We start from the raw sequence: 24,832 nt of genomic DNA on the forward strand, positions 1-24,832 counted from the left end.
CGATATTCCAGAACCGCAGCCAAGGCAGTGCAGAGAAATCCCTCTCCTTGATGTATGTTGAGATTATTTTAAAACATTAATTGATTCGTTACGGAAAGGGCTAGAGCCTCTTGCTCATGTACACTCCCTTCCTTGAGTAACCAAGGGAGGCATAGTATCTTCGCACACCCACCCCGCTTGTCACATGCATCTCTCGACACCCCTCCTCGCGACTGATTGATTCTGCGATCTCGAGAAGACCCTTGCCGAACCCCTTGTGCTGCCATTCATCGCTGCCTGGTTCAAGCGGAGCCATCCTCCCAAAGACCTTGAGCTCTCTCAGGCGTGCCAGGCTGTCTTCTTTGGGCTCGATTCGCAAGCGAGCGTAGCCCACCAGCGGACCATTTTCATCGAGCACGAATGATATGAAATGCTCCATGCCGCCAGAGGCATCGTAACTCATGATCTCCGTCTGGACCTCCTCCTCGGATGGATCTAAGCCCAACAAACCTACCTCCCGGCACCGGATGCACTTGCATCCTCCTCCCATTTGGGCAAGACGTTCGGCGACCAACTGTCTAAGATGTCCCTTATCGACCCCATCTTCTATCAGGGGGACCGGTATGTCCCTCTGTATCCTTTGTATCCTCACATATGAGGGCACAATGGCCTTCATCTGGGCGATCACCTCCGCAGCCTGGTCGGTCGAGTAAGGGAGGTATTCTCCATGCTCCCACATCTCGTATAGTTTGGTGCCCTTGACGACCAATGTAGGATATATCTTCAGCATATCCGGTCTGAATCTAGTATCGGAAAATACTCTCCTGAAGCACTCCAGATCGTTCTCAGGAGATGAGCCTGGAAGTCCAGGCATGATGTGGTAGCAGACCTTCAGACCTCTTTTCTTAGCCACTTTTGTCGCTTGAGCGACCTCCTCGATGCCGTGGCCTCGTTCCACCCCGGTAAGAACATCATCATCCAGTATCTGGACGCCGAATTCGACACGAGTGGTGCCCATGTACATTGAGAGGTCGGCGGTCTCATCATCAAAGGCATCGGGCCTCGTCTCCACGGTCATGCCAATACAGCGATGTCTCGCCGTTTCGTTGAGGGCATGGGCATCTTCCAGATCATTGGAATGGATCCCATTCATGGCATCGAAGCACCCCTTGACAAAGGATTGCTGGTAGTCAGGCTCGCGTTTGGTGAATGTGCCCCCCATCACGATGAGATCGATCTTGTCGGTCCTGTGACCGATGGCCTCCAGCTGCTTGATACGATCGATGGTCTGCCTGTATGGATCAAAATCATTTCTCAGGGCTCGTCTGGCCGCTGGCTCCTTGCCAGTGTATGACTGCGGAGATCCATTGGTAACCCCCCCAGGACAGTAGATGCAACGACCATGGGGACAGTCGGCGGGGGAAGTCATGACGGCAACAACTGCAACCCCACTGAGAGTACGTACCGGCTTTCGCTGCAATAGAGGGATTAACAAAGGTAGGATTTCCTCGTCGGCCCACCTCAAAGTTGCTGAATTCGGAGGTACGCTGGATAGCCCTAGCTCACGACAGAGTTCTATCTTGCTCCTCTGAAGTTCCAGCTTGTCCCTCACCCGTCCTTCCAAGATGAGGGATATGAGTTTCTGGTGGTACTCGGCCTCGACCATGTTTTCTCGGTCCAGCTCATCCGAAATATACCCTTGTGGCTTCCGTGTCCTCTTTCTCTGGCTCCTTGGACTCGATGACATCGATAGCATAGATAGCCATGAGCGGGATGATCCTGATCCCACCCTGCCCCTCTTCCGAATCCAGCTCGATGCATATCGCGGTCCCGTTGCCGAAAGAGGTATAGTACTTGAACTCACCAAAGCTGACAAGGAATTCATCACCTGGCCCCTTGCTCATGATCCTGTATTTGGATCCCTTGGTGAAGGTCGGTTCTATATCCTTCATTCCCTCGCCTCCTTCTCCGCAAGCTCCTGGAAATGATCAATGGTCTTGCGGTAGCTCTCCATGGCCATCTCCACATTGGCTTCGGTGAAGCTCCACGCCTTGCGAAGGTCGCCATATCGTATCCTGTAACCCTTCTTCATCTGTCCATCCCGTTCGGTTTCCGACTCCTCAATGACATCCATCCCTTTCAGCTTGTTCAGATGCCGGTAAATGGTAGGGCGGGTGGTCTCAAGATATATGGCCATCTCATCAACCAGCCAGACACGTTTGATGTTACGCATGAAGCAGTCCATGAAGAGCCGGTATGGAACGCTTTCCTGGACGGTCCTGGCTTCCGTCTTGGGATCGTATCCTTTGGGGAGATAACCGATCTGTCTTAGAAACTGAAGAGCCACATCATCGATGTTGGTGAGTGGTGTCAGTGGGGTGTTGCTAATAACACTTAACTCGAAAATTTCATCACCAGATCACCACTAATGAAGTCATTGAATTTAATTATTTTTAATTCACCTAATTATTGAAAGGTGTATCATTCACTATGCATGTGATCGTCTTTTCCGTCGTGATTAATGATAGGTTATCACACTTGGGTACAATAAGGACTAGCAACCTGTACATATAGGATAACATATTCCTAATTATAAAAAAATGATAAATATACCCTTTTTATTCCAGATTAGTAGGTGTTAATATGAATTTCAAGACAATATTGGCAGCGGTGATAGTCGCGGTTATTGTGATTGCTGGAATTGCCGGTGCGTATTGGCTTACTCAGGAGGAGGAGGGAAATGTTGTCTACTGGACGCCTATTGCCCCAAACCTCCAGAAAGCCGCCGTTGCGTCCGGAGAGGTTGATGGTGGGGTTGCTTGGGAACCCTACTGCTCAGACGGATTCCTAGACGGCACCACCAATGTCTGGAAGTGGTCTGACGAGCTTTGGCCGGGGCATCCATGTTGCGTAGTCGCAGTGGATAACCAATTTGCCGTTGATCATCCTGATTTGGTGAAGAGAGTAGTGAAAGTCCATGTCGAAGCCAACCGTTGGATTGCCGAGGCTCTCTCCAACACCTCAAGTGCCAACTATACAATGCTCTTGGAGATGGGTGCTGATTTCAGCAACAGGAACACAACAGTTATTGCGAGCTCCCTTGAGCATCTGAAGTTCCAGTACGAATTCGATCAGGAGTTCATGGACGGTCTTGAGGTCATTACTGAGAAGTACATCGAGCAGGGACTAGTAGCAGAATCGAAGATTCAGGAGAGAGGTTACTCCAATATTAGCGACTTCGTTGCCTCCTTCATCAACCCGGCATGGTTGGTGGACATCGATGATGTTCAGCCAAGCGAAACCATCTTGGGTCAGGTGAGACTCGCATATCTCACTGGGGATGTTCATCAGCTAGCAAGAGTGGTCGCGATGAACACCACTGTCGGTGGCGGGGAGAACCTATTCGTGAAGTACGGTATCGGCATCATTGATCCCAATCCTGGTGGTTATGCGAACGGTGGTGCGGTCATGACCGCTTTTGCCGGAGGCCAGTGTGATATTGGTTTCCTGGGAAGCCCACCTGCGATCCTTCAACATCTGAACGCAGGGGTTGACATAAGTCTCGCATCTGTCGTAAACACAGAGGGATCTGCTATTTTCGTAAACCCCTCGATTACATCGATAGATGATTTCAAAGGGAAGACCTTTGCCACGCCTGGGGTTTCATCCATCCAGCATCTGATGCTACTGGACTACCTGACCGGCCAGGGTTTTGAGGTCAAACAGGCGTGATAGCTGCACTTCCTCAAACCCCTTTTCAAACCTTTTAACAAACTTTTTAAATCTGTTAAATATAGTCCCGTGAGAGGCTGGGGTTAGATGAATAGACCCGTGGTAGATGATAACAAGACCAATGGGGATCGTCCTTCTCGCAATGGAATTGTGAAATGGTTCACGAGGCTTTTCGATCTTAAGGTCATCAGGACTATCGTAATCACCATCATATCGCTCACGGCATTCGTAGTGGTCTGGCAGGTAATAGCCAATGCATTGTCCAGCGAGTTCTTACCCCCGCCTGGTGATGTCTTTGACGCTTTCATTATCGTTTTCCAAGGACCAGATCCAGCCACAGGTCTCTCGATGTGGGACCACATCTGGGCAAGCCTTCAACGCTTCATTCTTGGTTTCATATTGGCCTTTGTTATTGCAGTCCCGCTTGGTTTAATAATGGGATTCTCGAAGATCGCCGAGGATTTCGGTAAGCCAATCGTTGAGATATTCCGCCCAATACCGCCTATCGCCTGGATTCCTTTTCTCCTCATCGTTCTTGGCTCCATACTCGGTCCAGTCGTCGCTATCTTCATCGGTGTATTCTTTCCAGTCCTGTCCAATGTCATCTTCGGAGTGAAGAGTGTGGATCCTATCCTAATGGATGCGGCAAGAACGCTTGGTTCAAGCAAGCCCACGCTCTTCAGAAAGGTCATTTTCCCGTCGACTGTTCCCTATCTGATGACCGGGATAACAATAGGATTGGGCATAGGGTGGATGTGCATAGTTGCAGCGGAGTTCTTTGGAGCTAGAGGAGGGGGGGTGGGTCAATTCATCATTCAACAGAGCAACATTGGAAGATGGGATTGGATGTTCGCGGGACTGATCGTGATCGCCATCCTTGGTTTCGTCACAACCGGATTCAGTCGTTTCATTGAAAGGAGGGTGTCTAATTGGATGGGACAAATGTAGTGCTTTCCATAGAGAATCTGAAGAAGGTCTTCGAGAAGGACGAGGACACCCTGGTTGCCATCCATGATTTCAATCTTAATGTGAGTAATGGTGAGTTTGTCTGCGTACTTGGTCCCTCGGGTTGTGGAAAGACCACACTCCTGAGGATAATTGCGGGCTTAGTCGAACCATCAGGTGGGCGAATCCTACTCAACGGAAAAAAGATAGAAGGACCGGGTTCTGATAGAGGGATGGTGTTTCAGGAATTCGCCTTATTCCCTTGGAGAACGGTCAGGAAGAACATTGAGTTTGGGCTTGAAATCAAGAACATTACCAAGGAGGTCAGGCACGCTACATCTCAGAAATACATAGAATTGGTTGGCCTCTCTGGATTCGAGAACTCTCACCCCTATGAGCTTTCTGGTGGAATGAAACAGAGAGTGGGTATAGCTCGAGCCCTTGCTAATGACCCGTCAATCCTATTGATGGACGAACCATTCGGTGCCCTGGATGCCCAGACAAGGAATCAAATGCAGAAAGAGCTCCTAAGAATCTGGAAGGAGACAGGTAAAACTGTGGTATTCATCACTCATTCCGTGGATGAGGCAGTTTATCTTTCTGACAGAATAGTGGTGATGAGCCCCAGACCAGGTACTGTAGCGGATATTTTCGAGATTACCCTCCCTCGACCGCGGGACAGGGCCGATGTCGAATTCGCTTCTCTAAGGAAGAGTATCCTCTCGGAGATCGAGAACATGGCAAATGCATCTAAGCCGACTTCTCCGCCGCATCCTCAATAGCCTTGAGCATACTCGCTTTGGGGATGATCACGGTAACAGGGACAGTCAGAAGCTTTTCAATTGTCGGGGCAACTATTGGGGCACATACCACCGCTATCGCGCCATCCTTTTCCGCATTCACGGCGGCGATTATTGCCTCCTCAATTGTGGTTGCGGGGTATTCCTTGACCCTGACATTCTTTTCGCCAATTCGAACGATACGTTCCACTATCGTGTTGAGGACTGGGCGACTAGCGATAACCGCTATGAAGTTGCCTCCTGGGTGGTTCTCAAGCTTCCTTACGGCATATATGATGCTCCTGACGGTCCGAAGGTTGGGTTCTCTCTCCTCCTGCATGATCTTGTAGACCGTGCTCTGGGATATCCCAGTACGGGAGCAGAACTCATGAATGCTCATCTCTAGATCTTCGTCCAGAACTTTGCGCAGAGAAGTCTTAAACCCTCCCGAACCGCGAAGGATGCCGGCTATCAGCTCGTCGACTAGTGACATTTGATCTATTCCCCTTTCACCATCTTGGCGGCGTTGTCACCAGCGATGCATCCCTGACCCACCGCCCGGGCCAACTGCCATGGTTTTCCAGTGACGTCTCCGCACGCGAAGGCCCCCTTCACCTCGGTCTGGCAATCCTCATCAACCTTGATCTTACCAGATGGATCTGGGATAATATCGATATCCAGAGCAAGCTCCATGGAGCCTTTGGCTCCAAGCTCGATGAAAACCCCGTTGACCTCGATGATCCTACCGCCTTCGAGTTCGATCCCAGTGACCAGCTTCTCACCGAGAATCCTCTCGATCCTCCCCGGGTGAATGACCTCAATGTCACTTTTCTCGACCTTCGCCATCAGAGGTTTGGCCACCTGCATTTCATCTGCTATCCAGTAGACCTTGGATGCGTACTCCTTCAACAGCAATGCAGAGGCAGCCGCCTCACTCTCCCCTCCCACTACGGCTACCACCTTTCCCCTGAAGAAGTTGCAGTCGCACTGAGCACAGTAGCTTACCCCACGACCATAATACTCTTTCTCGCCCTCTGCTCCAAGCTTCTTACGAGAAATACCAGGGGCCAGGATGATCGCTTTTGTGGTAATCTCTGTGTCGTGGTCTGTAAGGACCTTGAATCCATTATCGATTTTCTCTAGCTTCACTACCTCTTCCCTTAGCACCTCAGTACCGAATCGCTCTGCCTGGTGAACACCTGCATCCACCAGATCTCTTCCATTAATGAGCTTTATTCCGAAGTAGTTCTCCACTTCATGACCAAATATGGCACTCTTCTCAGGATGCCCGATCATTATTGTATCAGCTTTCTTCCTTGATGAATGAATAGCGGCCTGGATCCCAGCTGGACCGCAACCGATTATTGTAACATCTGCCTGCAAAGCATCTCCCCACTTCCTATTGTCTTAAGTGCCTCTTAGAGATTTCGAGTAGATGGATTTGAAGTGAGCTTGAAAATTGTAAAATCGATGGTCTAGCCAATCAAGGCCATGAGAAAGGCTAGACCACGTTTTTCAGGATGAATTAGGATTTTCAATTGGTTCAGATGAAGGTGTTCAGCTTCTGCTTGAGCGCTTCTTTGGGAAAGGCTCCAACGATCTGATCAATGATATGACCTTCCCTGAACACCAGCAAAGTGGGAATAGCGTAGATGTTGAAATCTCTCGCAATGCCTTGGTTCTCGTCGGTGTTGAGCTTTCCGAAGGCGATCTTGCCTTTCATCTCGTGTGAAAGCTCCTCGATAATGGGGGCTATCATCTTGCAGGGCCCACACCAAGGAGCCCAGCAGTCGACTACCGTTATGGGATACTTACTTACAAAATCGCCGAAGTTACCGTCATTCACCTCGACCGGTCCAGTGGGCCAACCGTTGCCCTTAGAAGCCTCATTCATGATATCATCCATCATCTTCTTCTTGATCTTATCAATCTCGTCCATAAGGATACACTCCATCGGTTGTGCAATCCTGGTGCAAAACCAAATCCACAGAATCTATTAAAAACCTTTTGCTCCGACAGCCTATGAATATTGAACGAAATTTCTTCTTCGAAAAATGGATTTCTGGTAATGAAATCGAGGAATTGCTGCATTGGGGCCAGTTCCGAAGCATTTTTAAGAAGCAATTGCAATACGAGCGACTGTGATTGCAGATGTTGGAGGAAGCGTCTGAGTTCATTGGGCTCCAGGTGTACACCCCAAAGGGAATCTTCTTGGGGAACGTAAACAACCTCGTAATTGACCTCGAGAAGAAGCTGATCGACGGTCTGTTCGTCAGCGAGACCAACCCCCTACTGGTGGAAGATTCGAAGCCGGTCAATGTGCCATTCAGATGGATCCAATCCGTGGGAGACATAATCCTTCTGAAGTACTTCCCGAAACGGGTGAGCACTAGACCGCAGGGTCCCCCTCTGTGATCGGGTAAAATCTTTTTCTATTCATACCCCTCTAGCTTCCAGTATGTGCTTTAGTTTTGCCGAAGGGATCTATATCGATCCCACTGCAATTATTATCGGAAATGTCAAGATCCATGAGGGAGCTAGCATCTGGCCGTATGCCGTGATCCGCGGGGACGCGAATTCTATAGAAATCGGAGAAGGGTCTAACATTCAGGAGCATGTCATGATCCACGTTGATCACATCGATACAGCATTCATTGGCAAGGATGTTTCGGTGGGCCATGGGGCCGTGATTCACGGTGCCCATATAGGCAACAGATGCATCATTGGAATGCATAGCACGATCCTCAATGGAGCCGAGATAGGAGATGACTCCATCATTGGGGCGGGAACCGTGGTAACCAGCGGAATGAAGATCCCGCCAAAATCGATTGTGGTGGGTGTGCCCGGTAAGATAATCAAGGAAAATCAGGAATCTAACAGGGAGGCTGCAGAGACGAATGCGAAGGCTTACCACAAGTTCAGGGACGAGTATATCGCGGGGAAACATAAGCGCTACATGGGCCCCTAAGCCCAGACGAAGGGTCTGCCTCCATCAGTAGGATGTCGGGCCTTTTTCCTACCAGAGCGGTGATCTCCTCGCTCATGGCCTTCATTCTCTTTGCTGCCTCAAAAAGCCCTTTTGATTCGAAGAACGCCACGGAATCCTCAAGTGTGGTAATCTCGTCGCCATCAATCAGGTTGTCAGAATGGCAGACTATCTTCTCCTCAATGGTTACTGGTAGATAATCCCCGTCCGGAAGGTCAAGAGCCTCCACCTCATCTTTCAAGAGTCCGGCACCAATGTGTCTCTGTATAATCCTCACGACTGGATCAGGCAACCCAATAGAGCGAGCGATCTCCGCACTAGCAGCCACGTGCCCTATACCGTGTGTTCTTGACCTTCCGATATCATGTAGAAGAGCCCCTGCTCTAACCAGTTCGACATCGGCTCCGCATCTATCGGCCAGTAGGGCGGCAGCGGCGCTGACCACACAGCAGTGTCTGATGACCTTTCCTGAGCACCCGGCCTCCTTCAGAAACCGGAGGCATTCCTTCTCACTCGGTATCGCCTTCAACCCTCTTCCCCCTCTCGGTGGGGATTATCCTTAGTCTTCCATTGAAGTCCTGGCGTAAACCCTCACCGCCGGTGAACCTGTCCATCACTACAGCTAGTGCAGCCACTTCAGAATGTGGCTGGTTACCCACGGCCAGGTTGATATCTGCAATCTGGTAGACCTCAGCAGGGACCTTTTCCGCCCCAACCACGATGCAGACCCTTCCTGATTCAATCCGCTCGAGAGCGTCATCGATGTGCAATCCATACATCGTCAGATGGACAACCTGCCCATCGAAATCTTTCAGGAACTCCTTCCATTTGACACCGGTCCTGATCTCGAAGTCCCCTCCGAATCGGCTCACCACGTCCCGTATCCCGGTTTCCAGCTCCTCATCCTTTGTGGAGATGATGATTCCCCTGGCGCCCATTGCTCGAGCAGTTAGAGCCACGTGGGTGGTGACCCGCTTATCCCTCGAGGGACGATGGCCTAGCCTCAGAATCCAAATATCCTGCATTAGAACGACCAGATATGTCTCAACTTTTCAACCTTTCTATCCGATGGCCCCTGTAATCCAAAAGGATGGATCTCTTGACTAAGGAACGAAGCATTGTGGATGTGATACCCAACAACTCCGCTACATCTCCAGCGAAACGGCCATCTGGTCCCACCTCATCAAGTATTCTCTGCTCGATGCTCTTGAAATCCTCCTCGGCCATCATGGCAACTGCGAGCACGTCTGATATCTCATATACGGGCCATGAGGCGTTGATGTGGAATGAGGTATAATATGTATGATAGGATTTTTCAGGATATGAGCCATCGGTCGACTGCCATCGAGTCTCCACAAGCTTCATCTTTTCAAAGAAGGTCAGCGCCTCCTTTCCCTCGGGACCATACTTCTCCTCGACCTCTTTCGCGGTCCTCCACTCCAAGGTCACCTCCTTGAGAACCTCTCTTTTAACCTTAGTATCAACCGCCCTCAACATCGGAACCAGTTCCGAGGGTTCGTTGATGACCTTGATCCTGTTCATCCCTACCTAATTGGGTTTGCTAGATATAAAATGCTAATGGAAAGGCTTGGATGTGGACCTTTGGCTTCCCTAAATCGTTCCATGGATAAGCATATTAACGGGTTCCGACTTTCGGGTTTCAGATGGAGAGGAAGAAGAGATATCAATGCCTCGTGTGCAACAAGCTGCATGACACCGAGGATGCCGCTCGTTCCTGCCACAATGGTCCTATTCAGGGCATAGTGCAGGGTTACGAGGACTACAAGAAATCTTGGGTTGGAGCACATTAGATCGGAACTAGTTCGAACACACCCCATATTCCGATGAGTGGCACCACCAACATCAGGAAGTCATCGTCCAGGTACTTCAATCTTGGTTTCTCAATGGCGATGGCCAGTATCGTGGCGACGATGCTTGCGAGTACGACCTGAATGTTGAATCCAATCAAATAGGTCATGGTGAACAAGGCGATAATGAAATAGGCGGTGAGCGGCAGTGCTGGATATAATCTGCTCTCGACCTTTCTCAGTTCACCGCACAGAGGGTCGACCCACCCCATCCCTACGACCACAGGAGCAGCGTACTCCAGGGGAAAGAAGAGGAAAGTGAAGGTCAATCCCAGAGCCGCCCAAGTTGCAGCTGATACTCTCTGGTACTCGTAACTCCGAATCCCCAAGATCTTCGGCTTGAAGGTCAGCCGATACGCCTCGAAAACCAATATGATTATGAGGGCGCAGATTAGCAGAAACTCCTTGCTCGGACCCCCCTCCCAAATTGGACTGGGTACAGCATAGTACACAAGGAAGAGAGGGGCGAGCATATGGATGAATCGCCTTAACCAGTGCCCCCTATCCATGAATGGGAGAAGGACCCCCATATAAAAAATCGTTCCCCTCACTTCTATGAGAATGATTTAGCTGACCACTTCCGTTCAATACCCAAATAGAAGAACAGAGTGCTTAACAGGAGCACGATACAGACTATCGAGATGCCTACTGCCGCCAGGTATGGCGAGGTGTCCAAGATGAATGACAGAATCGTGAGGCAGAGGTCAGGAAGCAGTGATATGATGGTGAACTTGATGAGTATCTGCGGGTTGAAAAGGAACGATTGCGGGCTGATGCCTGTCAAGTAAGCCGTGGCAATCACCATGTATGTGGACATGATGAAGAGTACCGGTAGTGCCAGCCAAAGGATGCTCAGCTCGTTATTGGCCAGGGCGATCATCAGGACGAACGCAGTGGAGATGCCGTAGGTGAGAAGAAAGTAGGTTATGAGTTTCGTTCTTATTAGCTCGGGAACCGTGACCGGCAGAGTCTCGTAATAATCGACCATATCCACATTCGTGAGCCAGCTGTACAGAATCACCCCAAAGAAACCTACCATTGCTGCATAGAAAACAGTGTTGAATCCCACCGGGATTCCAAGTCCATTGTTCACGTACCAGGTAGTCAGGCTGAGAAACACCAGCGGAGCTACGAAGGAAAAGGTCATTTTCCATATCGTCCCGCTGCGTATCAGGTCCACGAACTCCTTTGAAATGAGGGATTGATATCCACGGGTGAAGGTGAACTTGGGAAAGTAGGACGGAAGAATATCCTCGTAGCTGGAACGCGCGTTCTCGTAGCTCTCCCTGACGAACAGTACGGCAATGTCCAGGAAGATCAACACCAAAGATACGCACAGGATGGCGTATATAAGGGCGGCGGCGGGATTGAAGGTGAATGGTGGAAGTACGAACTGTAGCCCATATGATGGCAGCACCAGGTCCATTCCGTACAGGCCAAATGCGTGTCCAATGATGACAAGGATGAATGAGGTCACAAGGATCATGAACGCTATTAGGCTACGGGTGAAGATCACAGAGATGGCGAAGCTGAGCGAAATACCGAATAAGAAGGAGAGGAGGATAGGTATGAAGACCACGCCCACCGATACATATGAGAATCCGGCCAGGGGAGCGACCAGGATTAGACCGACGAACGCTGGAATAAGAATGAGGGCCAGGTAGAATATGACATCTCGAAGGTACATCCCCAGGAAGGCTTTCCTGAAAGATATGGGTAGAAAGGAGGGCGTTGCAATAAGATAATTATCCTTTCCATGTCTCCTCTCGATGTATGTGCGCCCGAGAAATCCGAATGCGCCCACGCTCAAACCGTACAGGAATATGCCCATGTTGGCTAGCGTGAGAAGTTCCACCAAAGAGACGTTCTGTTCAAGAGTACGGAGTGTCAAACCCAGGAAGAATGAGACGGTGGCAACGAAGAATGGAATGGCCAGGAATATGCTCCGGGAGGAGTAGGATACATGCATCCTATACTCTTCCTTCAGCATCAGACTAAGGAGCGACTCCATCCCTCCCAACGCATCGGAGGAACACGGTCTCGAGGGTGTCCCCCCTTTCCTTCATTTCAGCTATGCTCATGTGGCCCATGATCTTTCCCTTGTCCAGAATGACCACTTCCTCGCAGAGCCTTTCCGCGATTTCCAGAATATGAGAGCACATGAAGATAGTCCGTCCGTTGTCCCTTAGGTCCAAGAGGTAGTCCCTGAGCTTTCGCTGGTAAAGTGGATCAAGATTAATGAAGGGCTCATCCAGAAAAAGCAACTTAGGCTCATGAATGAAGGCGGCTGCCAGCATTACCTTCTGCCTCATGCCTTTGGATAGGTCCTTACATAACTTCCCCCTAGCCTCATCCAAATCGAAGAAATCTAGCCACTTATCGATCCTGTGGTCGATGTCATCGAGAGCCCGGATCTTGCCAACGAAGTAGAGGAACTCGGATGCGGTGAGATAACTGGGGGGACTCTCGACTTCAGGAACCAGTCCTATTGCCTTCTTTATTTCCTTTCCCTGGGATCTCGCATCCAGCCCTAGCACTTTGGCCATTCCAACGGTCGGCTTGAGTTGACCAGTAAGAATCCGTAGAAGTGTGGTCTTGCCAGCACCATTTGGGCCAAAACATCCAAAGAACTTGCCCTCGTTGACTTTGAAGCTAACATCGTCAAGAGCGACGGTTTCTCCAAAACGCTTGACGATGTTGCTCACTTCGATGGCAGACATTCATCGGTGCATTCCATGGACGGTTATTTAATTTCTGTCATCAAAAAAAAGGGGTCTGGGGGCCTCTCCCCCACTGGCGATGCTGGGGAGAGGAAAAGGAGGTAATGGCTTTCAGGACAGGTTCTGACATCTAGTCGAGCCCGACTCTCCCCGCATCTGAACCTCCTATGTTGCAACTAATATGATTTTAACTTTACTATATGAATTCGTAGGTGGGAAAAAGAAATCACAGAATATCATCTATTAAGAAACGATTTTCAAATCTTTGATTCCCTTTCCATTCATACGTGTCAAAGTATATCACGTTCCCGTATGTTATATGGCGTGCTTCAAATTTGGATGGTTGTGATAATTGCTATGGGATTTAGAGACTTATGAATATCGTCAAATATGTCAAACGCTATCACGTCACTATCCGAGGGGGCACATGAAAGGAAGAAGCGTGTTAACCAGCAAGATCGAGGGGGAGATCGATCTTCTATGTAGACATGTCCAGATGCTTCAAGCAATTATGGAGCACGAACCCATTGGTATCATCAGACTATCCGAGCAGCTCAACATCCCCCAGCATAAGGTACGATACTCTCTTCGAATACTGGAGCAAGAAGGGTTGATCCAGCCCTCACCGGACGGTGCCATAATCACAGATAAAGTACAAGTCTTCCTTGATCACCTGAAGGATATTCTGGATTCACTTTCTCAGACCGTTAAGAAGCTCAGGGACACCCTGGACTGAAGTGCGATAGGAGCGTAAAGGCTTAATAGAAGACTAATATTCTCCAACCCAAGTCAAGCCGTCGTAGCTCAGTCGGTAGAGCGTGTGGCTGTTATTCCCCGACCAAAGGGGAGTGGAGACCACAAGGCCGGCGGTTCGAGCCCGCCCGACGGCGCCAATTCTCGACCGATCATCGGCCAAATCGATTAATTACATTCGTTCATTCTACTAGGAGCAGTCCTGTCCAATATGCATCCTTTCCATTCTGTCCTTTCAAAGGCATACCCGCGTTTTCCGCGGTCTTGAACACGTCAATGCCAAGGGCTTCCATAGATGGACGGGCCTTGAGCGGATTCTTACATGGTGCTCCGGTCTTCTGACCCACGCATCTCTCGCACAGCTCACAGGGGCCACCAGAGAGGCCAGCGGAGAACCTGTAACCCATGTTCACCGAGTCCCGCTCCAGCTTGCAGATCAAATCTATGAAGTCAACGAGACTTTTCCTAATGGTCCTTGGATAAGCGGACTCGGCCCTGAGTACCTCAAGAGATCTTCCTCCCATGAATTCTTCTATCTTCTCAGGATCGTTGCATATTGGAAATTGAATCACTATTGTGTGATTGTATTTGGCCAGTATCTTAGAGAACTCATCTGGACTCATCATTTTTGGTGGACACATTAAGTTCACACCATAGTTGGGACATACAGGTACCAGGCACTTTAAGCGGACCCTCTTATCTACAACTACTTCACTAGCGGGCAGGACGGAGACTCTTGCCGCCCCGTATGCTTTTGCCTTCGAACAGAGTTCTGAAAGGTCCTCTTCGATTCTTGACATCTCCTTTCTCCCCAAGATGCGCGGAAAATCGACTGACCCCTATTTCTTACTTACCACATGATTGCCTGAATCCGCTATTTGAAAAGGCTTGAAATATGATAAGAAGAGCCAGGCTTTCACTCGAACCGACAATAGATTTATATCAAACATGTTATTAACCAAACTGGCAACAAGGGCCCGTAGCTTAGTCTGGCGGAGCGTCTGGCTCATAGGATCCAGCTGGGAAACCAGATGGTCGTCGGTTCAAATCCGGCCGGGCCCACATTACCCTTTTGACCCTTTGAAAACATGACATCCTCTTCAGCATCTAGAGCGGGTTCCGACGTAATCGCATATGTCCGATCGATCATGCTAATGGATCTTGATTAGTACGTTGAATCCATTTCGAAGCAAGAGTGGGGCTATTATGAACACCAACCCTGTGCAAATAAGAATAATCCCCAGATGTTGGAATTCTTCATTCACCTGTCCAATGAACACAGAAAAAAGCCCCCAGAAGACAAATAGAATTCCGGCTGACAGAAATCGTCTTTTCACCAGATTCAGAAGCATCGATGCGAAGTAACCCACAGTGAGAGAAAGGATGATTATGATTGGGTTGAAATAGGCCGGAATCCAGACGCCTTCTCCATATATATGAAAGAATTCGAATACAATAACTATGGAAATATAGAACACTATCAAGATTAAGATAATCTTCCCAATTCTTCCCCACTTCGACTGTGATTTCGTAGAAATCACCTGCCATCATATCTGGTCCTATGCAGATATATATAACGTCTCTCCCAATCATATATCAGTTGAATATTCGTTTGAAGTGAATCGATGAGTCTCTGGGTGAGGGTCCACTTGAACAATGAGAGGAGAGTGGGAATGAAAATCTATTTCTTTACTCATTGACAATTAGTTGGGGGGATTTGAGATGAAAAGGGCAAGGTTCTGCTTCTTCATCGCCTGGATTCTACTTTTTTCTCTAATCGCGGTTTCTATTTCATTCACTACTTGCCTGGCTGCTGATACCATCATAGTGGCTCCAAATCCAGCAGACGGTGACTACACTAGCATACAAACGGCGATCGATAACGCCCAGCCTGGCGATACGATAATGGTGCTATCTGGTACGTATGTTGAGACGATTATCGTCGATAAGAGCCTCTCTATCATCAGTGAGGATGTGGACGCCGTTCTCATAGACGGTGGAGCTGCAGAAAGCGTGGTAACCATCACTTCAAGCTGGGTGAACCTCACAAATTTCAGCATCATGAACTCCCTTTCCTTTGGTTCGGGCATCCTGGCGATTGGTATTTCCCATCTGAATTTATCAGGTAACTACCTTACACAGGTGGGAAACGGCATTCATTTGGTGAATGTCAGTAACTCTACAATATCCAGCAATACTATCTACGATAGTCAGCTGGACGGTATGAGAGTTCAGAGCGGTCACAATAATACCATCGTGGAGAATCTGCTATCCGACTGCAATGGATTTGGTGTCAACCTGACATCATCCAATTCCAACCTCCTGTTCCACAACAACTTCCTGTCGAACGCTGGGGGGGCGAGTGACGATTCGAGCAACTTCTGGAATTGGAGCTACCCATATGGTGGGAACTACTGGTCAGATCTGGATCCCAACGATCTCATGGGCGGTCCGGACCAGGACTTACTAGGATCAGATGGCATAGTTGATGATCCATACACCAACATCAGCGGTGGGATGGTATGGGATCGTTTTCCCCTAGCCTCGTCATGGCCATTCTCAGACACATTTGAACCTGTTCTTAGGCTGAACTCACCATCGAATGACTCTATGATCGTGCCGGGTGTGGCAATAGATTTCGATGCCTGGGATATGAACCTTCTCGCTGTGTCTTACCACCTGGATGGAGTGTTTAGGTCCGAATTACCATGCCCATACCTCATAGACTCATCATCCTGGAGCGATGGAGTTCACTACGTTTCCATCAAAGCCAACGATACACTGGGAAATGTTGGATACCTGAACCTGACCTACACGGTAGATTCCACCGCTCCAACCGTCATGATGACCTCACCGTTGAATGGCTCCACTAATGTGCCCCTTGAGACGCCCATCTTCATCGTCTTTTCAGAACCGATCGACCCGCTGACGATCGATGTTGATTCCGTTCTTACGAGCCCTCTCCTCGACCTTTCACTGGTCCTTTCGGAGAACGATACCAACCTCTCCGTCGCCACGTCAGCAGCCCTTTCATACGGCACATCCTATGAACTGACACTCACTTCTGCCATTACTGATCTGGTCGGTAACCCCCTGGAGGAAATGAAAATCGTTTTCAGCACTGAGCCCGTTCCGGAGGGGATCGTAAGGGGAACATTGCTCGATGTTTATGGAGATCCTGTTGAGGAAGTCTGGATTGTCTTCAACGATACTGAAGGCAGCACGGTAGGGAATACCACCACAGATGTGGATGGCTCGTTCAACATTACCCTGCCCTTCGACCATTACAACATGACCGCCCTGAAAGATGGCGAGATCATATTGGAGACCGGGGTGGAAGTGGACTGGATCGGTCCGATAGAACTCGGTGACATGGACACTATGTGGGACCCGGGCGTGATCGATTATGGATCCGTGACCGGGAGATTGCTGGACGTGAACGGAGACCCGGTCAACGGGGCAGAGGTTTCGTTCAGGGATAGTGAAGGAGATACCGTTGCCAGCGAGTTCACGGGGGAGGATGGTAACTTCAACTTCACGGTGCCATATGGCCTGTACAACATCACGGCCGTCAAGGAGAACGAGACCATACTCGATGAGGGGGTGAACGTGACACTCCCGAGCATCGATCTCGGTGACATTGACACCATGTGGGATCCGGGCCCACTGCCGCAACCTCCCTTTGATCCGACGATCCCACTGCTGATCCTGATCATCCTGATCATAATCGGCATACTGGGATATCTCGGGATACGGAAATGGGGTGAGAAGCCTCCAAGGACCTTCGAGGAACCGCCACCTATTGATATTGAAACGGGTGCCGAGAGGGTTGAAGAGCCCTCCTATCTCGAGCCTGAGCTCAGAGGGCCTATAGTCGCTCGATATCCACCATCAGGTCGAGCGCAACCACCCGCTTCATCGGAAGCCGTGCCCGAGGGGAAGGGCAGGCCCTGCAGGGAGATCATGGAGGACAGAGGTCGATCAGCACTGGGCGAGGCAACGGCCAATGCAAGGGAGGCGCAGCGTCGTGCAGAGGAAGCCCGAAGGGCAGCCGAGGAGGCGGAAAGAACGGCGGAAGAGGCTCGACGTAGAGCCGATGAAGCCGAGGAGTCCGTGAGGGAGGCCGAGGAGGAATTCGATCGAGAGGTCACCCAACCAATGGAACGGGCGAGGCAGGCCGAGGAGAGAGTCCGTGATATCCAGAGGCGCCTTCAGGAGATGAGGGAGAATATCCCTGGGGGGTATGGCATTTCCTTCGAGCCCCGGCCCGGTTGGATAGAGGGAGGAATAGGCCTGGGCGATATGCTCAGACCGATAAGCATCTGGTACAGGGACCAGCAAACCTGGAACGAACATGCGGACAGACTTCGCGATATCTACTACAACGAGTACAAGCCCCTCAAGGCGGAGCTGGAGAGAGCCATTAGCGAACTGGAGGAGATCAGGAGATCTGCAGAGGAAGCGGCCGCCAAGGAGCAAAGACTGAGTCAGCGAATCGAGGAGCTAAGGCAAGAGGCCGAGGAAGCCCGCAGGACGGCGGAGGAGGCGGAAAGAGCGGCGGAGGAGGCAAAGAAAGCCGCTGAGCAAGCGAGGGAAGAAGAACGGAGGGCGAACGAGGCCGTTGAGAACGCTCGAGGAGGGGCAGATGAAGCTGAAGCGCAAGCACGGCTGTGCGAGGAATGCCTCAGCCAGGTTCAAGCCCTTCTGGAGGAGATAGCACGCCTCAGAGAGAGATATCAAGAACTGTTGTCTGGAGATGACCTGAGGGAAGCCCAGGACCAGCTGGATGGCATTGATGGAGAGGGAGTCTGGGCTTCATGGTGGGACTCATTCAAGCGTTTCAGGGACGAGGTAAAGGCCATGGCCGATATCAAGAATCTGACTGATGCTGACCTGCCTTCCGAGTTCACAGGGATTTGGGATTGGGGAGGACCAGTCGGAACCGCCGTCGGATACGGGGTCGAGGATGTGGCTGGTGCGGTCATTCCGACCTACACCATTAACGCCGTGGGAGAGCTCTACAGGGTGTTCCAGGCACTCTTTGATCCAGATACCGCCCTGGGGGCCAGAATACTCATGGAGCAGCTCGGAGCCGCAGACGCACCCAAAGCCGCGGATGCTTTCAACGACTTCCCAGATGTGATGAGAGATGCCATAGAATCATTTGAAAAGCTAGAAGAACTACGCGGTCTGGAGAACGAGATCTCGTCACTCCTGAATGGTTGGGGCAATTGTCTCGATACTCTTCCTGAGATCCCCGACATGCCGATAGTAGACCTGGACTCACTGTGTCTTGAACAATGTCGGGATATAAGGGATGAGCTTGAGAAATTGAAAGACAGGTTGGAGAGCTTGATCGAGCAGGCTGAGAACTGTCGCCCTGAAGGACTGGACGACAAGTTCGGTGAGATTGAATCACTCAAGAGACAGCTAAGGGGCATCAGTGGCAGGATGGACCGGACGAGAGAGGGGCTTCAACTCTACCGGAGGGCGTACAGTCAGCACTTCAAGAGCAGGGGATGTTTCATCTCGACCGCAGTGTATGGGACTTCGCTCGCACCTGAATTGGATACCCTTAGATGGTTCAGGGACGAATTAATGGGGTCCAATCTAATAGGAAATATTCTTGTCAAACACTATTTACGCTTCTCTCCCGAAACCGCCGATCGAATGATATCAAGACCTCTGGCCAGAGAGAAGATCGCTCCATATGTGGCTCTTTCATTGTCATTGATTAGGAACATAATGAGATCTGGGAAGTTATCCAGAAGCATCCTGACTGGATTTGCAGTAGTGGTTTACGCTTTGGGTTGCCTCAAGGCTTGGCTTCTCACAAGGGGAGACATTGAGGAATGAATTCCTGAATCAGAAGAGATGATTGGAAGAATGAAAATAGCTCCAGTATCTATTCCAACATGGGAGGGACATGATCGAATTTAAAGGAATCATAGTGCCGATGTTGACACCATTTCGACCGAATGGGGAAATCGATCAGCAGATGCTTGAGAAATTGGGTGCCTTCCTGATAGAGAGAGGCGTTCACGGTCTTTTTCCATCCTCTTCTATCGGGGAGGCTTCAAGCATGAGCCCCGCTGAACGGAGGGTTGTGATTGAGAAGGTCTTTGAAACGGCAGGCGATAGGGTTCCCGTAATCCCAGGGACAGGGTCAAGCGACCTCACAACCACCCTGGAGCTTACAAGGTTCGCAGAGGATCTCGGCTGTGACGGCGCAATAGTGGTGACAACGTACTATTTGAAGCCGGATCAGGATGGCTTGATCGATTACTACTCCAAGGTGGCAGAATCCGTGAACATCCCGATCTTCCTATATCAGATACCTATGGCCACGGGGGTGGCTATCAGCCCAGAGACGGTTTCACGGCTTGCGGAGGAACACGACAACATCATAGGAATGAAGGACAGCTCCGGAGACTTAGCTGGCCTCATGAGGATCAAGAGCATGGTCAAAGATGATTTCTTGATTTTCCAGGGATCGGACACCTTGCTGCTTCCGAGCCTGCTCATAGGCTGTTCCGGCGGAATGGTGGGAACGTCGAATATCGTTCCAAGGCTGGCTCTTGATCTATTCAGTGCATTTGGGACGGGGGATATCGCAAAGGCAAAGGAGATACAGATGAAGAAACTGGGCCCCTTTTTCCAGGCATGCATGGGAAATGGAGTCTTCCCGGCAGGATTCAAGGAGGCATCAAGATTGATCAGCCTTGATATGGGACCGGCTCGCACACCCGTAAGGAGACTTAGTCGTAAAGAGAAAGAAAAGCTGAAGAAGGATCTGAGATCCTTGGACTTCATGAGCTGATTCAACCAAACATATCGATATTGTATCGAATCGGGGAGGATTTAGATAAACAGTCCTTCCTTCGAAGCATCATGTCCCCTATCGTGTTCCTTAGAGCTGTGACATTCATGAAGCCCACACTCTCACCTACCGAGCGGACTTGGCAGAAGAATTTGAAAGTGGGTGTTCCAACCACATTGAATCTCTTGGTGAGAAGAGGGTTCTGATCGACGTCGACTCTGAAGAACAGGGCTTCGTTGACCATCTCTTCGGCTACCAGTTCATATATGGGGGCGACTGCCTGACAATGAGGGCATGTTGTAAGATAGAACTCGACCACGACCAACTTGTCCGCAGATTCCAAGGTGGAATCTATGTCCAAAGTGGAGAGATCTCTCACATGCCCGTTCATGAGTCGGCGCTATCCTTGAGACTTATTATAAAAATTATTCTTTTAAATTCAAATTTTGAATCCGATCTAAATTAATAAAAATGAAAAGTGTTGGCCCCGTTAGGGGCTCAACTCCTTTGGGTTTCTTGATCAGAAGAGACCATCGACCACCGGGAAGGTCTTGATGTCCTTGGCGGTATCACCGATGCCGAACTTCTTGAGTGTCTTGACGGTCGGAACGCCGTTCACCCAACCCCTGGCATCGTAGTACTCGGCGAGCATCTTGGTGAAGGGTGGGACCTTACCGGCCGCACCGCCCTCGGCAAGAGGCTGGTACATCTTGGGTGGAATCACGTCGTTCTTTGTGGGTATCAACCCATGCTTGAGACCGAACATTCTGCACATCTGGCAGACTCTTCCCCCGACCTCGACTATGAGTTCCTTGGTGTCTGTGTCCCATCCTGTGATGGCGTTGACTATGTCAGCCTTCCACTGATGCGAGTAACCGGCAAAGTCGTAGAACAGGCAGTAGGTCAGCGAGTTGTCGAACATTGCCATGTCCTGCCAGGCCACGGCGGCCTTTCCCTTCAGGTCTGGACTGAACCTGTCCATTCCCGGAAGGTCATACTCTGGGAAGGGCACTCCAAGTTCGGAACCCTCTGAGAATCCGGTCACGTGACATGGTCCGCGGGGTCCAGTGGCGTAGTTGACAGCCATGGAGTAGAACGCCCTACCATCGTGGGCAGGAATGATCGCGTTGTTGACGGTCACTGCAAGCTCTGGGCAGCCAAGCTTCTCGGCTGCTATTCCTACGCCCTCTCCGAGCAACTTGCCCATCTCGTTCTTCCTGAAGGCGATGAGCTCAAGGAGCTTGACCATTCCCTCGCCGTCTCCCCACTCAAGGGTGAAACCGAGATCCTTCTTCTTGATGAAGCCCTTCTCGTAGGCCTCCATTGCAAAGCCGACCACTCCGCCGAAATCGATGGTGTCGATGCTCCACATGTTGCAGAGGTGCCCGGCGTAATTGATGGCCTTCAGATCGTCGACGAGACAGTTGCTGCCCATCATTCCCAAGGTCTCGTACTCCGGACCGTAACCATCCATGTCAAATGCTGTTCCCTCCTTGATGGTCACGCGACGGTGGCAACCCATAACGCAGTTGGAGCAGGTATCCGGCTTTGGCTTCAAAGTGGGATTGAAATCTCCGCCAGCGGAGCCGATCTTCTTGGCGCCATCTGCCCAGGTTCCAAGGTCGAAGTTCTTCATGGGAAGCAGACCGAGCTTCTCCCTATCGATGACGGCCATGGCCTGGCCCTCCTCACGGTTGGCCTTGGCAAAGTCATTGGCCTTGACGGCATCGGCAACGTCCTTCTTTATGGCCTTCAGCTTCTCTGAATCCTTGACATCAATGGCTTTGTCGCCCTGGATGACTATGGCCTTCAGCTTCTTGGAACCCATGACCGCACCGCCGCCCATTCGGCCGGCATTTCCATGTCCATCTTCGATGGTGAGCGCCGCGTACCTTACAAGGTTCTCGGCACCCTGACCAATGGGCACTACCTGCGCCTTGGGGTCACCGACCTCTTTGCGAAGTGCTTCTTGGGTCTCGCGGATGTCCTTCCCCCAGAGGGCCGAAGCGTCCTTGATCTCCACCTTGTTCTCATTTATGTGGATGTATACCGGCTTCTTAGCCGCTCCCTTTACCGCGATTCCATCCCATCCTGCTTTCTTTACCGCCTCTGCCAGATGGCCTCCACCAGTGGAGCTGCCCCAGAATCCGGTCAGAGGGGATTTGAAGCAAATGGTGAATCGGCCAGAACCCAAGACGCCCGTCTTCCCCTGAATGGGACCTACCCCAAGGAAGAAGATGTTGTCAGGTCCTAGCGGATCGGCACCTGCCGGAATGTTATCGTAAAGGAGTTTCACTCCAAATCCGGCTCCGCCGAGCCACTTCCTTGCGAAAGCCTCGTCGAATTCCTGGGTGGAAATTTTCTTGGTGGACAGGTCCACCCAAAGTATCTTTCCCCAGTATCCATACATTTTTCAATTCCTCCTATATGTCCAGATCGAACCAGACATTCTACATCCATCTGAAAAGCAATCTGGTTTAGAGTGTCCCCGCTAGCGCACGTCCCCCTTGATTTGATGTACGATAGACCGCAATGTCCCCCAGTAGCTCCTCAAATGAAGGTATCCTAATCTAAATTAGATTTCATGTGTAATATTAAACGTTTCGATTGCTATCGTTAACATTACTCATACCTTGAAGATAATAGCAATTGTATTCGAAAAAACAAATAAATAATATACAAAATCATCTAGTCGACCGGGTGTAATGTCTTCTGGTCCACGGAAGTCAATAGAACTTAGGAAACGATCGAAACACATGAAAAAGGACAAATTTTCACATCGAATTTTGAATAGCATAAGAACATCGCACCCTCCTTTCGAAATTATCAGATGATAGGCCTTTACGGTGCGAAAAGGATAGATCGCTCTATCGTGATATGCGTTCAATTCGGTATCTGGCTTCCAAGAAACCACGAAAATCGGAAAGGTAGATGCAGAAAGCATAAATATGCGATTTCCATCCATTAGCCCGCATTAACGTCAGTAATGGATTGACGTTACGGCACCGAGTCCGATATGTTCCCGACGGGGTATTGAAATGGTTAAGATGCCAGATATAAACAGGGAGTTGCTTGCCTGTCTCCAGTGTGGTTATTGTGTCAAGGTATGCCCGGCCTACAGCCAGATGCCCTGGGAGTCGGTGACACCTAGAGGCAAGGTCTACTACCTGAATCAGCTGGCCAACAGATCTCCAATGGATAAATGGCTGGGACGGAAGGTGGAGGTCGATGACGAGTTCGTGGACGCAGTGTATCAATGCACTGGGTGCGCAAGGTGTCATACAGTATGCCACGTTGGGATCGAGTTCGCCGAATTCTGGGAGAAAGTCAGGGAGTGGATCGTGGACCAGGGTGCTGGTCCCAAGCCGGTGCATCGCAAGATCGACGAGCGCATCTCCCAAGTGAGAAACCCATACGGGGAACCAATGGAAAAGAGGGATGCATGGTGGCCATCTGATGTTCCAAGAACCGAGATACCAGATGTGATCTTCTTTGCTGGCTGCACCGCATCCTATAGAGAGCAGGATATCGCCCTGGCGAGCGTTCGAGTCCTGGACAGAGCAGGAGTCGGCGTCAACGTCCTTGGGGAGGCGGAATACTGCTGCACATCACCTTCGCTGAGAACAGGACAGACGGGAAATGCTTACGATTGCGCAGAAAGCATCGTGAGCACCACGGAGAAAATGGGTGCAAAGACCATGGTTACAGCTTGCGCTGGGTGTTTCAAGACCATTTCCCATGACTTCGAGCGTTTCTATTCCAGCCCGACGTTCGAAGTGATGCACTTCACAGAGTATGTCCTGAAGTTGCTCAAGGAGAAGAGGCTCATGTTCTCGAGTGAGTTCAACAAGAAGGTGACCTACCATGACCCGTGCCACCTTGGTCGACACGGTGGAGTCTTCGAACCCCCCAGAGAGGTTTTGAAGCGAATGCCGGGGGTGGATCTGGTGGAAATGCCCCACAACCGTATGGACTCGAGGTGCTGCGGTGCTGGCGGTGGATACAAATCTGGCTACAACGCCTTCGCCACTAACATTGCTGCAGATAGAGTGGAGGAGGCTCTCTCGGTTGGAGCTGAGGTAATAGCTACTGCATGTCCCTTCTGCGTTCTGAACCTTCAGCATGGCGCTAATCAGATCGGCTCTGATATCCAGATTGTGGATATCGCTGAGCTTATCGAGGAGCTCACCAGGCCGGTGGAAGCGAAAGAAGAGTAAGAAATATTATGAACACATCTCCTGCCCAAACAG

General features: G+C 50.4%; 25 protein-coding genes and 2 tRNA genes. 12 read left to right on the forward strand and 15 right to left on the reverse strand.

Annotated elements, in window-relative coordinates; all coding sequences use genetic code 11:
• Positions 1-100: 100 nt before the first annotated feature.
• From GKC03_07710 to GKC03_07720, 3 genes are read right to left on the reverse strand one after another with little or no spacing between them, the layout of a single operon-like run.
• Positions 101-1,645, reverse strand: coding sequence for a tRNA uridine(34) 5-carboxymethylaminomethyl modification radical SAM/GNAT enzyme Elp3 (locus GKC03_07710; GenBank protein NYT12415.1), 1,545 nt, complete (start codon positions 1,643-1,645; stop codon positions 101-103).
• A gap of 16 nt (positions 1,646-1,661) precedes the next feature.
• Positions 1,662-1,931: a hypothetical protein gene (locus GKC03_07715; GenBank protein ID NYT12416.1), complete on the reverse strand. Its 270-nt coding sequence runs from the start codon at positions 1,929-1,931 to the stop codon at positions 1,662-1,664.
• The gene (locus GKC03_07720) at positions 1,928-2,386 is read right to left on the reverse strand and encodes a helix-turn-helix transcriptional regulator (GenBank protein NYT12417.1); all 459 of its coding nucleotides are present in this window, start codon (positions 2,384-2,386) and stop codon (positions 1,928-1,930) included. The genes GKC03_07715 and GKC03_07720 overlap by 4 nt, the downstream gene beginning before the upstream one ends.
• Before the next feature lie 236 nt (positions 2,387-2,622).
• Here GKC03_07720 and GKC03_07725 point away from each other — a divergent pair, with 236 nt between their 5' ends.
• From GKC03_07725 to GKC03_07735, 3 genes are all read left to right on the forward strand, one after another.
• A complete protein-coding gene (locus GKC03_07725) occupies positions 2,623-3,711 on the forward strand; it encodes an ABC transporter substrate-binding protein (protein ID NYT12418.1) in 1,089 nt (362 codons plus the stop codon).
• Positions 3,712-3,798: 87 nt separating this feature from the next.
• Positions 3,799-4,659 (forward strand): ABC transporter permease, encoded by an 861-nt coding sequence (locus GKC03_07730; protein NYT12419.1) that lies wholly within the window; start codon positions 3,799-3,801, stop codon positions 4,657-4,659.
• The gene (locus GKC03_07735) at positions 4,641-5,438 is read left to right on the forward strand and encodes an ABC transporter ATP-binding protein (GenBank protein ID NYT12420.1); all 798 of its coding nucleotides are present in this window, start codon (positions 4,641-4,643) and stop codon (positions 5,436-5,438) included. Before GKC03_07730 ends, GKC03_07735 begins: the two co-directional genes overlap by 19 nt.
• Here GKC03_07735 and GKC03_07740 read toward each other — a convergent pair.
• From GKC03_07740 to trxA, 3 genes are all read right to left on the reverse strand, one after another.
• Positions 5,407-5,928 (reverse strand): helix-turn-helix domain-containing protein, encoded by a 522-nt coding sequence (locus GKC03_07740; GenBank protein NYT12421.1) that lies wholly within the window; start codon positions 5,926-5,928, stop codon positions 5,407-5,409. The two genes, GKC03_07735 and GKC03_07740, sit on opposite strands and share 32 nt — an antisense overlap.
• 5 nt (positions 5,929-5,933) lie before the next feature.
• Positions 5,934-6,818, reverse strand: a complete 885-nt coding sequence (locus GKC03_07745; GenBank protein ID NYT12422.1) for an FAD-dependent oxidoreductase — start codon at positions 6,816-6,818, stop codon at positions 5,934-5,936.
• A gap of 160 nt (positions 6,819-6,978) precedes the next feature.
• Positions 6,979-7,374: a thioredoxin gene (gene trxA / locus GKC03_07750; GenBank protein NYT12423.1), complete on the reverse strand. Its 396-nt coding sequence runs from the start codon at positions 7,372-7,374 to the stop codon at positions 6,979-6,981.
• Positions 7,375-7,586: 212 nt separating this feature from the next.
• Here trxA and GKC03_07755 point away from each other — a divergent pair, with 212 nt between their 5' ends.
• Both GKC03_07755 and GKC03_07760 read left to right on the forward strand, forming a co-directional pair.
• Positions 7,587-7,850, forward strand: coding sequence for a photosystem reaction center subunit H (locus GKC03_07755; GenBank protein NYT12424.1), 264 nt, complete (start codon positions 7,587-7,589; stop codon positions 7,848-7,850).
• Between the two features lie 43 nt (positions 7,851-7,893).
• Positions 7,894-8,403: a gamma carbonic anhydrase family protein gene (locus GKC03_07760; protein ID NYT12425.1), complete on the forward strand. Its 510-nt coding sequence runs from the start codon at positions 7,894-7,896 to the stop codon at positions 8,401-8,403.
• Here GKC03_07760 and GKC03_07765 read toward each other — a convergent pair.
• The 3 genes from GKC03_07765 to GKC03_07775 are packed head-to-tail and all read right to left on the reverse strand — an operon-like array spanning position 8,354 to position 9,963.
• Positions 8,354-8,950: an HDIG domain-containing protein gene (locus GKC03_07765; GenBank protein ID NYT12426.1), complete on the reverse strand. Its 597-nt coding sequence runs from the start codon at positions 8,948-8,950 to the stop codon at positions 8,354-8,356. The two genes, GKC03_07760 and GKC03_07765, sit on opposite strands and share 50 nt — an antisense overlap.
• Entirely contained in the window at positions 8,931-9,446 is a 516-nt protein-coding gene (locus GKC03_07770) for a tRNA (cytidine(56)-2'-O)-methyltransferase (GenBank protein ID NYT12427.1), read from the reverse strand. The genes GKC03_07765 and GKC03_07770 overlap by 20 nt, the downstream gene beginning before the upstream one ends.
• A 19-nt stretch (positions 9,447-9,465) precedes the next feature.
• Positions 9,466-9,963, reverse strand: a complete 498-nt coding sequence (locus tag GKC03_07775) for an ArsR family transcriptional regulator (GenBank protein ID NYT12428.1) — start codon at positions 9,961-9,963, stop codon at positions 9,466-9,468.
• Between the two features lie 122 nt (positions 9,964-10,085).
• On the opposite strand from GKC03_07775, the gene GKC03_07780 reads away from it, so the two are divergent.
• Positions 10,086-10,232, forward strand: coding sequence for a hypothetical protein (locus GKC03_07780; GenBank protein ID NYT12429.1), 147 nt, complete (start codon positions 10,086-10,088; stop codon positions 10,230-10,232).
• On the opposite strand, the gene GKC03_07785 is transcribed toward GKC03_07780, so the two are convergent.
• The 3 genes from GKC03_07785 to GKC03_07795 are packed head-to-tail and all read right to left on the reverse strand — an operon-like array spanning position 10,229 to position 13,009.
• Positions 10,229-10,798 carry a hypothetical protein gene (locus tag GKC03_07785; protein ID NYT12430.1) on the reverse strand — a complete coding sequence of 190 codons (570 nt, stop codon included), beginning with the start codon at positions 10,796-10,798 and terminating at the stop codon, positions 10,229-10,231. The genes GKC03_07780 and GKC03_07785 overlap by 4 nt on opposite strands.
• Before the next feature lie 44 nt (positions 10,799-10,842).
• Positions 10,843-12,300, reverse strand: coding sequence for a hypothetical protein (locus GKC03_07790; protein NYT12431.1), 1,458 nt, complete (start codon positions 12,298-12,300; stop codon positions 10,843-10,845).
• Positions 12,284-13,009 carry an ABC transporter ATP-binding protein gene (locus GKC03_07795; protein NYT12432.1) on the reverse strand — a complete coding sequence of 242 codons (726 nt, stop codon included), beginning with the start codon at positions 13,007-13,009 and terminating at the stop codon, positions 12,284-12,286. Before GKC03_07795 ends, GKC03_07790 begins: the two co-directional genes overlap by 17 nt.
• Before the next feature lie 427 nt (positions 13,010-13,436).
• Here GKC03_07795 and GKC03_07800 point away from each other — a divergent pair, with 427 nt between their 5' ends.
• Entirely contained in the window at positions 13,437-13,745 is a 309-nt protein-coding gene (locus GKC03_07800) for a hypothetical protein (GenBank protein NYT12433.1), read from the forward strand.
• Positions 13,746-13,802: 57 nt separating this feature from the next.
• A tRNA-Asn gene (locus GKC03_07805) sits at positions 13,803-13,902 on the forward strand.
• Positions 13,903-13,944: 42 nt separating this feature from the next.
• Here the strand turns inward: GKC03_07805 and GKC03_07810 are convergent.
• Entirely contained in the window at positions 13,945-14,562 is a 618-nt protein-coding gene (locus tag GKC03_07810; protein NYT12434.1) for a DUF2284 domain-containing protein, read from the reverse strand.
• 173 nt (positions 14,563-14,735) lie between these two features.
• On the opposite strand from GKC03_07810, the gene GKC03_07815 reads away from it, so the two are divergent.
• The 3 genes from GKC03_07815 to dapA all read left to right on the forward strand — a co-directional run bounded on the left by GKC03_07815 (position 14,736) and on the right by dapA (position 20,582).
• Positions 14,736-14,824 (forward strand) — tRNA-Ile (locus tag GKC03_07815).
• 660 nt (positions 14,825-15,484) lie between these two features.
• Entirely contained in the window at positions 15,485-19,618 is a 4,134-nt protein-coding gene (locus tag GKC03_07820; GenBank protein ID NYT12435.1) for a hypothetical protein, read from the forward strand.
• Positions 19,619-19,688: 70 nt separating this feature from the next.
• Positions 19,689-20,582: a 4-hydroxy-tetrahydrodipicolinate synthase gene (dapA, locus tag GKC03_07825; GenBank protein ID NYT12436.1), complete on the forward strand. Its 894-nt coding sequence runs from the start codon at positions 19,689-19,691 to the stop codon at positions 20,580-20,582.
• A gap of 1 nt (position 20,583) precedes the next feature.
• On the opposite strand, the gene GKC03_07830 is transcribed toward dapA, so the two are convergent.
• Positions 20,584-20,973 (reverse strand): thioredoxin, encoded by a 390-nt coding sequence (locus GKC03_07830; protein ID NYT12437.1) that lies wholly within the window; start codon positions 20,971-20,973, stop codon positions 20,584-20,586.
• Between the two features lie 129 nt (positions 20,974-21,102).
• On the reverse strand, positions 21,103-22,992 hold the full coding sequence (locus GKC03_07835; GenBank protein NYT12438.1) for an aldehyde ferredoxin oxidoreductase family protein: 1,890 nt from the start codon (positions 22,990-22,992) through the stop codon (positions 21,103-21,105).
• Between the two features lie 637 nt (positions 22,993-23,629).
• Between GKC03_07835 and GKC03_07840 the strand changes: the two genes are divergently transcribed.
• Complete coding sequence (locus GKC03_07840) at positions 23,630-24,799, forward strand: (Fe-S)-binding protein (protein ID NYT12439.1); 1,170 nt, start codon at positions 23,630-23,632, stop codon at positions 24,797-24,799.
• Positions 24,800-24,832: the final 33 nt, after the last annotated feature.

It is taken from the genome of Methanomassiliicoccales archaeon (assembly GCA_013415695.1).
Lineage (GTDB): Archaea > Thermoplasmatota > Thermoplasmata > Methanomassiliicoccales > JAAEEP01 > JAAEEP01.

Bases quoted from the DNA above. Each gene is read 5' to 3' on its own strand.
- GKC03_07710 (NYT12415.1), bottom strand. From the start codon at position 1,645: ATGGTCGAGGCCGAGTACCACCAGAAACTCATATCCCTCATCTTGGAA.
- GKC03_07715 (NYT12416.1), bottom strand. From the start codon at position 1,931: ATGAAGGATATAGAACCGACCTTCACCAAGGGATCCAAATACAGGATC.
- GKC03_07725 (NYT12418.1), top strand. From the start codon at position 2,623: ATGAATTTCAAGACAATATTGGCAGCGGTGATAGTCGCGGTTATTGTG.
- GKC03_07730 (NYT12419.1), top strand. From the start codon at position 3,799: ATGAATAGACCCGTGGTAGATGATAACAAGACCAATGGGGATCGTCCT.
- GKC03_07740 (NYT12421.1), bottom strand. From the start codon at position 5,928: ATGTCACTAGTCGACGAGCTGATAGCCGGCATCCTTCGCGGTTCGGGA.
- trxA (NYT12423.1), bottom strand. From the start codon at position 7,374: ATGGACGAGATTGATAAGATCAAGAAGAAGATGATGGATGATATCATG.
- GKC03_07755 (NYT12424.1), top strand. From the start codon at position 7,587: ATGTTGGAGGAAGCGTCTGAGTTCATTGGGCTCCAGGTGTACACCCCA.
- GKC03_07760 (NYT12425.1), top strand. From the start codon at position 7,894: ATGTGCTTTAGTTTTGCCGAAGGGATCTATATCGATCCCACTGCAATT.
- GKC03_07770 (NYT12427.1), bottom strand. From the start codon at position 9,446: ATGCAGGATATTTGGATTCTGAGGCTAGGCCATCGTCCCTCGAGGGAT.
- GKC03_07775 (NYT12428.1), bottom strand. From the start codon at position 9,963: ATGAACAGGATCAAGGTCATCAACGAACCCTCGGAACTGGTTCCGATG.
- GKC03_07780 (NYT12429.1), top strand. From the start codon at position 10,086: ATGGAGAGGAAGAAGAGATATCAATGCCTCGTGTGCAACAAGCTGCAT.
- GKC03_07785 (NYT12430.1), bottom strand. From the start codon at position 10,798: ATGGATAGGGGGCACTGGTTAAGGCGATTCATCCATATGCTCGCCCCT.
- GKC03_07790 (NYT12431.1), bottom strand. From the start codon at position 12,300: ATGGAGTCGCTCCTTAGTCTGATGCTGAAGGAAGAGTATAGGATGCAT.
- GKC03_07795 (NYT12432.1), bottom strand. From the start codon at position 13,009: ATGTCTGCCATCGAAGTGAGCAACATCGTCAAGCGTTTTGGAGAAACC.
- GKC03_07800 (NYT12433.1), top strand. From the start codon at position 13,437: ATGAAAGGAAGAAGCGTGTTAACCAGCAAGATCGAGGGGGAGATCGAT.
- GKC03_07810 (NYT12434.1), bottom strand. From the start codon at position 14,562: ATGTCAAGAATCGAAGAGGACCTTTCAGAACTCTGTTCGAAGGCAAAA.
- GKC03_07820 (NYT12435.1), top strand. From the start codon at position 15,485: ATGAAAAGGGCAAGGTTCTGCTTCTTCATCGCCTGGATTCTACTTTTT.
- dapA (NYT12436.1), top strand. From the start codon at position 19,689: ATGATCGAATTTAAAGGAATCATAGTGCCGATGTTGACACCATTTCGA.
- GKC03_07830 (NYT12437.1), bottom strand. From the start codon at position 20,973: ATGAACGGGCATGTGAGAGATCTCTCCACTTTGGACATAGATTCCACC.
- GKC03_07835 (NYT12438.1), bottom strand. From the start codon at position 22,992: ATGTATGGATACTGGGGAAAGATACTTTGGGTGGACCTGTCCACCAAG.
- GKC03_07840 (NYT12439.1), top strand. From the start codon at position 23,630: ATGCCAGATATAAACAGGGAGTTGCTTGCCTGTCTCCAGTGTGGTTAT.